This window comes from Caldanaerobacter subterraneus subsp. tengcongensis MB4, assembly GCF_000007085.1.
GTDB classification, from domain to species: Bacteria; Bacillota; Thermoanaerobacteria; order Thermoanaerobacterales; family Thermoanaerobacteraceae; genus Thermoanaerobacter; species Thermoanaerobacter subterraneus.
The window spans coordinates 784,837-797,085 of sequence record NC_003869.1 but is presented as its reverse complement, the minus strand read 5'-3'; the positions used below and the strand labels follow the sequence as shown (position 1 = coordinate 797,085).

Genomic DNA, 12,249 nt, shown 5'->3' with positions numbered 1-12,249 from the left:
AGGCACTTTAAAATCCACCTTTTTCTCCACTTATCCCCCCTTTAATTTTTATTTTCAAAGGTACAGCAGGAAACAAACTCCTGCTTGTACCTTATAATGCCATTTCTTTCCCTTTTACTTTTATCTTTACAGTTTCTCTGCCTTTCAATTTTTTTACTGAGACTTCTTCTTTAGCAACTGTTACTTCAAGCAAACTGCCTTTCCAGAATATTTTATAAGATAGTTTTTCCCACTTTTCAGGAAGCCACGGATTTATATTTAATACTCCTTCTCTGTCAATCTCTAGGCCCCCAAATCCAAAAACAGCTACCTGCCAGGTGCCACCACAAGAAGCAGCGTGAATACCTTCCACTGCGTTACCTTGGTTATCTGCAAGGTCTACTTTGGCACTTCTTATAAAGGATTGATAGGCGTTTCTATGGTCTCCTACTTTTAATCCCATAATAGCGTACATACTGGGGCTTAAAGAAGATTTGTGCATAGTCCTTTTTTCGTAATACTCGTAATTGATTCTCTTCGTCTCCTCATCAAATTCTTCTGGCATCAAAAGCATCAACATAACAACATCTGCTTGCTTAATAAGCTGTGTATCACCCAGTTTTGTAACATCTACCCCTTCAGGCCATACTGGCATATTATTTTCATCAAACTTTTCAATGACATAGTCCTTTTTCTCAAAATACCCTTCAAACTGCTCAATTAGCTTTTTATCTTTATCGTAAGGTATATATATCTTTTTTTCTACTTCTTTCCACTTTTCTACTTCCTCAGGAGTCAAGGAAATCTTGTGAGTAATGGCATAGTAATAATCAGGATAATTTTCTTTTAGCTCCCCAATTATTTCCAACCCTTTTTTAATATTCCACTTCGCAAAATAATTAGTGTAGGCGTTGTTATTAACGTGTTCGTGAAATTCGTCAGGACCGATTACATTGTTTATCTCATACCTGTCCAATTCCTCTACATATTCACACCGAGAAGCCCAGAATCTAGCCGTTTCAAGAATAATTTCTGCTCCAAAATTCAACATAAAATCAATGTCATTTGTGGCCCTGAAATACTCCCAAACCGCAAAAGCCACGTCAGCAGTTATATGATGCTCCAAATCTCCTGTCCATATCCTCACAGGATTTCCTTTATAATCAAAACCCCATTTAGGAGTTTCCTCCATTCCTGTGTCTGCTGACTCCCACGGATACTGCGCTCCTTTATAGCCATTTAGCGCCGCATTTCTCCTCGCAGCATCAAGCATATTGTATCTGTACATCAAAAGAGTCCTTGCAGCTTCAGGGTATACGTATATGAAAAATGGCAGCATAAATATTTCTGTATCCCAAAAGACATGCCCTTTATAGCCTTCTCCATGAAGCCCCTTTGCACCAATACTTACCCAAGGGTCCTTTTCATTTACAGAGCTCATGAGATGGAAAATATTAAACCTTAATGCTATATCAGCTTCTTCATCCCCTTCAATGGTTATATCTGCGACAGACCAGAGCTTGTCGTACTCTGCAATATGCTTTTCCAACTCTTCATCAAACCCTCTAGATACAAAATCAAACAAGTCATTTTCAACAGCATTTTTCAACAAATCCTTTTCAACATCTCTTGAAGTGTAAGTCACAGCAAACTTGTCTACTACAACTGTTTTCTCTCTTTCTCCTTTAAACTCCAGATACTCCGCACTGTTTTCTCCTAAGGGGATAAATCTTCTAAAGAAAGCAATATTTTCTCTATTTATATCTTCTAAATTATAAATCCTCAAGGTGCTTCCAACTGCTATACGCTTGTTTTCATCAGTAGTAGCAGTTTCAAGGTAAATTCCACTTTTACATATGCTCTCGTTTTTAACTACTTTCAAATGTTTCACTCTGTATTTAGGATGTGTAGCTGAATTTAAGACAGTTCCTTCTATGAGATTTTCTACTCCTATTACACCCTCATAATTCAAAGGAGTTATAAAAAACCTGATAGCTGAACGATGTCTATTGCTTCTGCTTACAAATCTGTACCCCTCAATTTTTGTAACGCGACCTTTATCGTCCTTCACCACTGTTTTCCTAAACAGAACACCTTTTTTCATGTCTAGTATCCTTTGAAATTCTAGCAACTCACACCTATCAAGCCTTATCTCTTCCCCTTCTATATATATTTTCAACCTCATCCAGTTCTGTACATTTACCAGCTCCCTAACTTGCGCTTCTCCTCTGTTAAAAATACCTGCAATAAAACTTCCCGGCCTTTCTCCTTCGCTTCCCTCTTCAAATGTTCCTCTTATTCCCATGTATCCATTTGTAAGAGTAAAAAGCGTCTCATATTTGCCATTGAGTTTGTTATTGTACTCTTCTTGAAAAACAAGCCATTTAGCATCACCCATCAATTCTTCTACTTTTTTTATCACTTGCATACCTCCTGACCTCTGGCAAAGATTTTATCCGAAACGTTTTGGATGACTTTTAAAAAAATATCACAATTTCCTTGCAGAATCTCTAACTACAAGTTTATGGGGAATAACTATATGTTGAGGCTTTTCTCCTCTTATAATTGCAAGCAAATGTTTTGCAGCAGTATATCCCATCTTAAAAGTATCCTGCCTTATAGTCGTCAATGCCGGCGTGATAAGTGATGCAAGTTCTATATCATCAAATCCTACCAAAGAGATATCCTCCGGTATCCTCATTCCCAAATCCTTTGCCGCCCTGTAGGACCCCATTGCCATTAAATCAGAAGCGTGAAAAATTGCAGTTATTTCAGGATGTTCAAAAATCAGAGTTTTAAAAGCATTATAACCGCCTTCTTGTGTGAAATCAGCAAAAATCACATACTCTTCTCTGTAAGGGATATCATTTTTTTCAAGAGCTTTTTTATATCCTTCCAATCTTTCAAAGCTAACAGCCGCATCTTTATGACCGTTTATAAATCCTATGTTTTTGTGTCCTAATTTAATAAGATAACTAGTGGCTTCAAAAGCCGCCTGAACATTATCTGAACTTACATATCCAACTTTATCTGTCAAAATCGGTATGTCAATTAAAACTGTAGGAATTTGTGTCCCCTTTATCTCTTCAATGTAAGGGTCGCTTAATCTCAACCCTTCTACAATTGCCCCTTCCACTTTCCTGTCATTGCAAAGTTTTTCATAAGAAGTGGCATCTTGACTCTCTGGGTCCACAGTAAAAAGTATAAGGTCATATCTGTCCTTTTTTAGCCCTGCTTTTATTCCTGCAAGTACTTCAAGAAAAAATGGATGATATACTCCCGGTTTTATGAGTTCTGATACAACCATACCTATTGTTTGGGTCTTGTTAGTTACAAGCCCTCTTGCAATAGAATTAGGAGTATAATTTAATTCTTCAGCAATTTTTTTTATTTTTGCTCTAGTTTCTTCGCTTACATCCGGGTACCCGTTCAATGCGCGAGAAACAGTGGTTACAGAAACCCCTGCATATTTTGCTATGTCTTTTATTGTAACCGCCATCTCCTTCACCTTTCCCAAAACGTTTTGGTTACTTCATTTTCATTGTATCAAAAACCTTTTCACCTGTCAACAGATTTTTTCCTCTTTCCATAAGGACACACTTCCATGCAAATTCCGCAAACATGCCCTCTACCTATGTGTTTAAAATTTTTCATGTATTCACTGCAAGCTTTAGCATCTACTATCTCTTCTCTTGGAATTCCTTCTTTCCACAAGGTACCGTAAAGAGCCATAGCAGGGCAGGCATCAACACATATCCTGCAGCTACCACACCTGCTCTGTGTTATAGGTGTTCCTGTCCTTAAAGGCATATTTGTTAGAACCGTTCCTAGTCTGACGCGGGGCCCATACTCTTCTGTCACGAGAAGCCCATTTTTACCTATCCATCCTAAGCCTGCACGGGTAGCAGCAGTTTTATGAGGAAAAAGCCCTCTGTACTCTCCCAGATCTGCAATCGACTGAGAAGCAGGTACAGCCAAAGCTTTGTACCCCCATTCCTCAAGTAAAAGCACTGTTCTTAAAGTTATCAGATCAATCAGATTATTTACTGCCCTGTAGTGATGATAATAGGTGTGTGTGGGTTTGTCTGTTATTTCATCTACTATCCTGTCAGACAGTTTAATTACAATACTAATTCCATAGGGAATATCAGAAAGATTCTCAGGTACAATCTCCTCAAGATTCGAAAACCCCACCAGAGAAGCTCCCCACTCTTTTATCTTTTTCTCCAAAATCTCCTGTTTGTCCATAAATTTATCCACCCTTTGCCAAAATTTTTGCTATACAAATATTTTAGCACAACAAAATCTATTTTTTAAAATTTTTTCAAAGTATATTTCTGCAGTATGTACACAAATTAATCATAAAAGGAGGGATTGAAATGGCAAGAGGAAGCTGGAATGACAGGCCAAAAATGGTACCAGAGGCTCATAAAGCTCTTGACAACATGAAATACGAAATCGCCTCAGAATTAGGTTTGCCTGTAAAACAAGGGTCTGAAGATTACTGGGGACATATAAGCAGTAGAGACTGCGGAAAAGTAGGAGGACAAATGTTAAGGCGAATGGTTCATTTCGCAGAATCGGCAATGGCTAGAGGCATCAGCATATATGGTTCTCCCCCTGCACAAGGCGGTCAGCAAGGCCTTGCAGGCAGTGAATCAGAGTATATGCAAAGAAGGTCTTAAAAGAGAGTACTTCCTGTACTCTCTTTCTTTATTGTACATTTTGTGATAGAATTAATTTAAACGTACCACATGTAGTGTAATGTGAGGTGGTAACTTGGCGTACGAAATACAAGAATTGGCAGAAAATAAGCTTATAATCCTGTATATCTTAAACCGGATCAACATGCCTATCACAGACGAACAGCTCAGCAAAATCATTCTGGACAACAAACTTATGAACTATTTTTACTTAAAACAATACGTAGATGAGCTTGTAGAAAGCGGATTCGTAGAAATAGAAGAGGAAAAATACTTCATAACAGAAAAAGGAATAGAAATTCTGAAGTTGTTCTTTACAAGAATCCCCTTCGAAACAAGGCAAAAAATAGATGAATACATTCTTTTAAACAAAGAAAAGATAAAGCAAGAGTCCCAGTATATAGCAACTTATTATAAAAAGGCCGAAAATCAATATATAGCCAATTGCAAAGTTGTAGAAAATGGAATAGTCTTAATTGAGCTGAACATAAACGTGGTCAACAGCGAGCAAGCGAAGCTTATATGTGATAACTGGAAACAAAAATCTCAAGATGTATATGCTTATATAATTAAAGCCCTTACTGGTCAATGATAAGACCGGAGGGTTCTTTTCTTGTTTTTATAACTCCCACCTTTTCCATGTTTGCTACATCAAAAATGTAAATCTTATTATCTCCTAAGGAGGCTACATAAACATATCTGTCATGTAAACAAAAATCTGAGGGTGCCTCTCCACAGTACACCTCTTCTTTATCTTTTGTGACAAGGTGAACTCGGCAAAAAGTGTTTGAATGAGCGTTTAAGATGTACAGAAAATCATTCTCCTTGTAAATTTTTATAGGAACTTTTCCTGCATTTATCTCTTTCACAATTTTAAACTCTCTCAAATCTATTATAGAAATTTTACCATTCTCTCCTGAGTCAAAATAGCTATTTGCTACATAAAGATACTCTTCATCTTCCGAAAAAATTATGTCTGTAGGATTAGGTCCTGTTATTATGAAATCCAAAATTGTATAATTCTCCGGTTCAATTAATAAAATATCTCCTGAATTCATATTGCTTACAAAAAACAGATTATACTTGCTGTTGTAGATTATTTTTTGCGGGTAGTTCCCTACTTTAAACTGCCCTATAACTCTCTTTCCATCTATATCGAAAACAGTAACAGAATTAGAATCTGCATTTACAATAAAGATATTGCCATTATACAAAACTCCATCAGCAGGGTAAAGCCCTACATACCACGATCCTTCAAATTCAAACTTTTCTTTGTCTATTACGCTGATTGAATTATCATAACAGTTTAGAGTGTAAATTTTCTTTCTATTTTCATCTAAAATCAACCTATGAGGTCCACAGAGGTATTTAGAATAGATATTTAATGGAAGATGTTTATTGTTATAAGACTTTATTCTAACAGAATCTCTTGAGTGTTTTTCCAAATCAATCCGATCAACAAGATCTTCTCCCATACTAGCCACATATAAATACAAAAGGCATCCCTCCACATACCAGTATAGTTTCATAATATGCAGAGGAATGCCTTTGGGAAACTTCCTAATACATTCCCAAAATTCCTTTCTTTTTAGCTTTTTTGTCTGCTATATCAAAGATTAAAAGGCCTATCACAAAAAACAGTATAGAGGTTACCACAAGTTTTATAAAATCAGCTTCCATGAGATTTAACGGAACCTTGTCTATATTTAACTTCCTTAGCATCATAACGCTTTGAAATATCGGAAAATATGAAAAACCTTCTCTTACTGCTGGCATTAAAATCTTTTCTGGAATAAGTAGTGGCACTAAAAGGACGTATATCAGTATTGCCAGCCAGTTTTTCGCCTCTTTACTTCTCATCATGAGTACTAAGCCAGCTAAAAAGAAAGCAAAACCATAAAGGCCTGGAAGAAGTATAAGTAAAACCAAAAGGCTGTAGATATTTGTAAAAACTACCACTCTGTGAATTAATCCAACTATCAAAACAAATATCACTATGATTAAAATGGATTCTAAAGCGTGTATTAAAGCTCTTACCAAGAAAATACTCTTTATGTCCACAGAAGAAAGATGAAGATGTTCAAAAGTCCCCTGCATCCTCTCATCTTCCATATTTTGTGCAATAGAAGATATTGAAAACATTGCAAAAAACCATACCACATATCCCAGCATATTTGCAGCTGTAAGAGATCTACTGCTCTCTACATTTCCTATAACTAAAGTAGAAGAAAAATTAATGAGCCAGAAAAGTATGTAGAGGAATATGAGGAAGGGAAGATTAGCAGTAGGCATATTTTTTATAAATTTCACAAACCTTCTCAATTCAGCCTCCCATAAATACTTCATTTGTTTTCTCCTCCTTCCACAAAACTTTTGAATATCTCTTCAAACGGTTCTCCTAAATTGTCTATCTCAACCGGTATTACAGAAAATTTCCTAAAAATATCAAAGACATCGTATATGAGTTCTGGCCTTTCAAATGTAAGCTCCAATATATCTGTATCTATATTCCCTTCATAAAAACTTATTTCAACACCTCTTATACTTTTTAATTCTTCCAAATATTGGCTTTCTTCATTTTTTCTCAAAGTAAATCTATATTTAGCATAAGAAATTTTATGTCTGAGCTCTGAGGCAGTCCCCTCTGCTACTACTTTCCCTTTATTGATTATCAGAATCCTATCAGACACTTTCTCAATAAATCTTAAGTCATGGGAAGAAATGATAAGGGTAGATATTTCTTTTAATTCTTTTACCAGCTTCTCTACTTCAAATCTTGTTATAATATCAAGCCCGAGGAGGAGTTCATCGAGTATTAAAAGTTTTGGCTTTGTAGCAAGTGCACATATGATAGCGGCTTTCTGCTGCATCCCTCTTGAAAGCTTGCCCACTTCTTCTTCCAGTTTGTCCTGTAGCCTCAGCCTCTCTGCCCACATTTCCATGTCATCTTTTACTTCTTTTGCAGACTTTCCTCTCAAATTTGCAAAGTAATAAACGTTTTCTCTGACGGTCATATGCCAGTATAGATTTCTTGAACCTTCAAGTAGCGTCCCTACCTCTTTCATTACCTCTCTTTGAGCTTCAGGCATGTCTTTCCCAAATATTTGTATATTGCCTTTGTCGGGAGAGACAAGGTTTAAAAGCATTTTCACAGTGGTCGTCTTTCCTGCACCATTGGGACCTAAAAGTGCAAAAATCTCCTTCTCTCTTACAGTGAAAGACACTCCATCCACTGCTTTTACTGCCCTCTTGCCCGTCCCAAAAGTTTTTTCCAAATTTTCTGCCTTAAGGACTATTTTGTCATCCATTTTCATAACCCCCCTACTTCTGATATCATATAAATCTTTATAACCTTAGCCTAGTTAAATCCAAAAAATTTAGGTAATACTGCAACTGTGCTATACTTTCACGCAAAGTGAAGTTACAATAAATTATATGACAATCCTCAAACCAGAAAGCACTATTATTGTAAATAAGCTATAACTTTTTCAATTCCATACTAACAAACTTACTTCTCCCAGTAAAATGCCAAAATCTTTGAAGAATCCTCCCAACATTTCGTTTTTGCGAAGTTATCTGTATTTTTCTTTCTTTTTCTCTTTTTTTCATATATCACCAGTGAAAAAATTTAATTTTGTAACTGTAAGTTACAGAGTTTCATCCATGACGTTTGATTATTTGTTTATTAGAGCTGTATTTCGAAAATAATAACCAATTTCTCCTATGGGTATAAATGTAACCAATAAAAGAGCAGAAGCTATTATAAAAGTAAGTTTTGGATTGCTTGAATAAAGTATACTCCCAACTACCGGCCCTAAAATAAACATCATATTCCACACAGCCATCATTCCACTGTAGCAATTGGAATACGCAAGCTGCCAAGGCCTCCCAGAATATATGCTACCACCATTCCTATTGCAGTAAATGGAATAGAGTAAAGGTAAAGCTTACCAAAAGCTTCCCTTGTCCCTTCTTGTCCAACACTATCATAGAGCCATGCTTCCCGTGCACCGCTCGTAAAAGCATAAGAAATTCCCATTAATACAGCAGTAACAAGTGCAGGACCAAAGGCAGAAATCGAGCTGAGCCATAACATTCCTGCACCATAGCAAAACATTGCCAATCCCCAAGAGAGCCTACGGCCCAGCCGGTCTGCAAAAGCTCCAGACAGGTAATCGATAGCAGAGGTCATCGCTGAGGCAAGTGATACAAAAAATCCAAATTGGGTAGGTGTTAACCCGAGTCCCTTTTCTGTAGTCATAAATTGAATATAGTAAGGATCAAGAATTTTAAAAGCAAAAAACTCTATAAGGCATACAGCAATAATATAACGGCGAATGTAGTAGGTATAGAGTATTTTTCCATTAGTTGAATGTTCAGTCATGTCAATATCCTCCTACCTTTTCCTTTGGTAAATTGGATGGAAAAACTCTAACTTGCTCCTCAGTTAAACCCCTGACAAGGGGACACCAAGGATCCGCAGCAAACCAGTCTTCAGTAAGATAGTACGTTCTAGCACGGCACCCCCCGCAGAATTCGCGGTATAAACAAGAACGGCACGGTTCAGCAAGCAGCGATCCGTTACGAACTCCTTCCAGCACAGATGAGTGATAAAGAACGATTAGAGATTGCTCAAAAATATTTCCTAAACACAAATCTCTACTGTATAAACAGGGCAGGACTGAGCCATCGGCAGTAATAGTTAGGTTAGTACGCCCCCAAGGACAAGCTGTGCTCAGATCCAAATAGGGAGAGATGGAATCAGTAAGAGGGTAATACGGGACAATCCCTTTTGCTTGTCCAATTGTGAGAAATACTCATAAGGAGGAAATCTTACATGTACCAGCTTCAATTACTTTTAAATATACCTGAAATCTTTACTTCTCAGTCTAAAATTGATTTCTATTCTTCTATTCTTCTATGTTTAAAAATCTAGACTTGTCTTCAATGCCTGAATTCCCTTCCTCTGATCATGGCCGCAAGGGTTGTTCTCATCGTGCAATGTTTAGAGCTTTTGTTGTTATGAAAGCTGAAAGATAATGATGGGCTAAAGATTAGTCTTTATAATGAGCAAATCAGTAAGGTCAGATTAATAAAGTTAGAAACAACTTAATTTAAAATTATTAAAAGTAGCTCAATTTTAACCCGGTATTGATATTATTAGCTCTTAACCTACCCAAATAGGAGGATTTTCAAGTGGGATTACAATAAAAGTCCCATATACATAGGCAAGAAGCACCAGTGATGTGAGTAGCACCTTAAGTTTCCTCCTCATCCTGTTCCCCCCTCTTAACAGTTTCCTCTTTTTGCCCTTATTATAACATAAAAAAAAAAAATAAAAATGCAATATATTTTTTATTTTTTTATTGCTTTTTTATTCGACAATTGCTCTGGCTTTTTCTAAACAGTATTCGGCATTAATCATATCGTTATTCTCAATATAAAGTAATGTCAATTCTATATAGACCTTTAAAGCTTCTTTTTTATTACCCATATTTTGGAGAATGTTTGCCAGCTTTTTATATGTTTCTATGATAGCCTGTTTGTTTTCTAATTTCTTATATACCTCTACTAAAAGATAACTGCCTTTTACTATATATTCCATATCTTTGTTTCTGTAAGATATTTCAATGCCTTCTTCCAATAAAGAACGTGCTTCTTTGTATAAACCCATTTTTATATAAAGATTTGCTTTTTCAATAAGAGTATGTGATAGTAAATTTTTATCTTCTTTTCGTCTGATTTTTTCGGCTTCATTGAAATATTCCATTGATTTTTCAAAATCATTTTTTTCCATATAAACTTCTCCAATGTTCGTATAAAGAAAACCCAATAAAGGGTTATTATTGTCATTTATTTCTTCGACTAGTCCTCTAAATATTTCTAAAGCCTTATCATATTCTTTCATGTCTCTATAGCAATTTGCTTCTATTGACTTTATATATACATAGTGCTCAAAATCTTTTTCTTTATCTAACACTGATAAACACTTCTGAATATAATCAATTGAAACTGCTGGCTTACTAATACACTTGTAACACAGGGCATTGTTATAACTTGCTTTGATTTTTATTTCAATATCATTCATCTCCTCTGCATGTTCTAAAGCCTTCTGAAAGTACATTATCGCTTCAGAAAACTCCAATAAACCTGCTTTAGAGGCTCCTAACATATTGTAAACATACGGCAGTTGGTCTTTTATATCATTAAGTAATAATATATCCAGTGCTTTGTGATAGTTGATAAAAGCCTCCTGAAAATTCTGATTGTTATACATCACATCACCTATTTTTATATACGCCAGAGCAGTTACTTTTTTTAACTTATATTCATCTGCAATTTTAAATATTCCTTTTAGTTCATCTAAATTTTCTATAGTAGTAATTTGATTCAATTTCCGAATACAATAATACTCTGCTTCTTCTGCAGGAGTCATCAAAAGATAATCACCATCTATATTTAAATCAATACCAAGTTCCTGAGCTCTTTTATTAAATTTCTCTGCAATGATAGAAGCAGTTTCTCTGCTCATAGTAGTTCGGTTGCCTTCAATCATGCTTATAAAACCTCTTGTGATATTCTCAGACTGCAGTTCTCTTTGTTTCATTTTGAGCATCTTTCTTATTTTTTTAACTCTTTCGCCAGGCGTTAGAAATTCCATAAGCTTTAGTACCTCCTATCATGAAATAAAAATATCATTTCTTAATTGCTTTTTTAATTCATTATAATATCTATCTTCACTGATATCAAGCAAAATGTAACAAAACACTCATGTTTGTCATGTACTGTTATCGCCTTGCTATCGTAGAGAATTTCAATTTTGCCATTTTCTCCCTAACAACTGCCTCTTTCCCGCTGTACTGCTATGGTACTCCATACCTTACACCATCACAACTTACGAGATATCTTTATGTACCTTCCTTGGTTCCTCCAGAAATTTTTGATATTTATCCAATGGAGGCAAAGGCTTTAAGTTTTCCCTCTTTAGTCTGTCAATTGGTCTTTCTCCTGTAGTACCATGTACTCTTCTGTTTTTCTTATCACACCACTCTACTTAAGTAGCTTGGGGCTTTTATACTTTAGAAAAGCAATTGCATAGTACAACCTTGGCAGAGAAGAATACAAGGACTCTTTGTCTAAATCCATACATTTATTTGAAATAAACGGTCAGGAAAAATTTATAGAGACAACTATAGAGTCCTGCAGGAAGTTTTATAATCAGGAAGTTTTATAATTTAGAAATTTCTAAGGAAGACAAAATGCTTGTAATAAAAAAATTATAAAAGGCCACCCTCTTGTTAATTTTAACAGTAGGGTGGCCTTATTTTTCTGATATATTGTTGTCATTACCACAATATTTTAATTGCTTTGCAACCACACGTTTTTTTAGCCTGTGGATAAGTCCTGGAACATGCATGATTACTATTATGGTCGGGGCAACAGGATTTGAACCTGCGACCTCACGGTCCCGAACCGCGCGCGCTACCGCTGCGCCATGCCCCGACAGTGTCTATTTTACCATATTCCTTATGTTTTTTCAATAAAGAAAAAGCTTAAAATAATTGCA

The 12,249-nt window shown here is 35.8% G+C and carries 11 protein-coding genes, 1 tRNA gene and 2 pseudogenes; 3 read left to right on the top strand and 11 right to left on the bottom strand.

The window, feature by feature from the left end; translation table 11 throughout:
- Positions 1 to 91: 91 nt before the first annotated feature.
- Genes TTE_RS03815 through TTE_RS03805 form a run of 3 tightly spaced genes read right to left on the bottom strand, consistent with a single transcriptional unit; the run spans position 92 to position 4,227 of the window.
- Entirely contained in the window at positions 92 to 2,407 is a 2,316-nt protein-coding gene (locus tag TTE_RS03815; protein WP_011025193.1) for a glycoside hydrolase family 65 protein, read from the bottom strand.
- Positions 2,408 to 2,467: 60 nt separating this feature from the next.
- A complete protein-coding gene (locus TTE_RS03810) occupies positions 2,468 to 3,478 on the bottom strand; it encodes a LacI family DNA-binding transcriptional regulator (RefSeq protein WP_011025192.1) in 1,011 nt (336 codons plus the stop codon).
- A 59-nt stretch (positions 3,479 to 3,537) separates the two neighbouring features.
- On the bottom strand, positions 3,538 to 4,227 hold the full coding sequence (locus TTE_RS03805) for a 4Fe-4S double cluster binding domain-containing protein (RefSeq protein WP_011025191.1): 690 nt from the start codon (positions 4,225 to 4,227) through the stop codon (positions 3,538 to 3,540).
- A 131-nt stretch (positions 4,228 to 4,358) separates the two neighbouring features.
- Between TTE_RS03805 and TTE_RS03800 the strand changes: the two genes are divergently transcribed.
- Together TTE_RS03800 and TTE_RS03795 are read left to right on the top strand one after the other, a co-directional pair.
- Positions 4,359 to 4,664 carry an alpha/beta-type small acid-soluble spore protein gene (locus TTE_RS03800; RefSeq protein ID WP_011025190.1) on the top strand — a complete coding sequence of 102 codons (306 nt, stop codon included), beginning with the start codon at positions 4,359 to 4,361 and terminating at the stop codon, positions 4,662 to 4,664.
- A 94-nt stretch (positions 4,665 to 4,758) separates the two neighbouring features.
- A complete protein-coding gene (locus tag TTE_RS03795; protein ID WP_011025189.1) occupies positions 4,759 to 5,274 on the top strand; it encodes a DUF4364 family protein in 516 nt (171 codons plus the stop codon).
- Here TTE_RS03795 and TTE_RS03790 read toward each other — a convergent pair.
- The 5 genes from TTE_RS03790 to TTE_RS13440 form a co-directional block, all read right to left on the bottom strand.
- Positions 5,261 to 6,178 (bottom strand): YncE family protein, encoded by a 918-nt coding sequence (locus tag TTE_RS03790; RefSeq protein WP_041587120.1) that lies wholly within the window; start codon positions 6,176 to 6,178, stop codon positions 5,261 to 5,263. The two genes, TTE_RS03795 and TTE_RS03790, sit on opposite strands and share 14 nt — an antisense overlap.
- 64 nt (positions 6,179 to 6,242) lie before the next feature.
- On the bottom strand, positions 6,243 to 7,028 hold the full coding sequence (locus TTE_RS03785) for an ABC transporter permease (RefSeq protein WP_011025187.1): 786 nt from the start codon (positions 7,026 to 7,028) through the stop codon (positions 6,243 to 6,245).
- Positions 7,025 to 7,990, bottom strand: a complete 966-nt coding sequence (locus TTE_RS03780) for an ABC transporter ATP-binding protein (protein ID WP_011025186.1) — start codon at positions 7,988 to 7,990, stop codon at positions 7,025 to 7,027. The genes TTE_RS03785 and TTE_RS03780 overlap by 4 nt, the downstream gene beginning before the upstream one ends.
- A 536-nt stretch (positions 7,991 to 8,526) precedes the next feature.
- Positions 8,527 to 9,066, bottom strand: coding sequence for an MFS transporter (locus tag TTE_RS03775; RefSeq protein WP_011025184.1), 540 nt, complete (start codon positions 9,064 to 9,066; stop codon positions 8,527 to 8,529).
- A 1-nt stretch (position 9,067) separates the two neighbouring features.
- The gene (locus TTE_RS13440; protein WP_011025183.1) at positions 9,068 to 9,427 is read right to left on the bottom strand and encodes an SPASM domain-containing protein; all 360 of its coding nucleotides are present in this window, start codon (positions 9,425 to 9,427) and stop codon (positions 9,068 to 9,070) included.
- Positions 9,428 to 9,519: 92 nt separating this feature from the next.
- Between TTE_RS13440 and TTE_RS14170 the strand changes: the two are divergent.
- Positions 9,520 to 9,719 (top strand): annotated as a pseudogene (locus TTE_RS14170) (hypothetical protein); the annotation flags it as partial.
- A 337-nt stretch (positions 9,720 to 10,056) separates the two neighbouring features.
- Here TTE_RS14170 and TTE_RS03765 read toward each other — a convergent pair.
- The 3 genes and pseudogenes from TTE_RS03765 to TTE_RS03760 all read right to left on the bottom strand — a co-directional run bounded on the left by TTE_RS03765 (position 10,057) and on the right by TTE_RS03760 (position 12,185).
- Positions 10,057 to 11,343, bottom strand: coding sequence for a tetratricopeptide repeat protein (locus tag TTE_RS03765; RefSeq protein ID WP_011025181.1), 1,287 nt, complete (start codon positions 11,341 to 11,343; stop codon positions 10,057 to 10,059).
- 110 nt (positions 11,344 to 11,453) lie between these two features.
- Positions 11,454 to 11,736, bottom strand: a pseudogene (locus tag TTE_RS13735) (Mu transposase domain-containing protein); the annotation flags it as partial.
- Positions 11,737 to 12,110: 374 nt separating this feature from the next.
- A tRNA-Pro gene (locus TTE_RS03760) sits at positions 12,111 to 12,185 on the bottom strand.
- Positions 12,186 to 12,249: the final 64 nt, after the last annotated feature.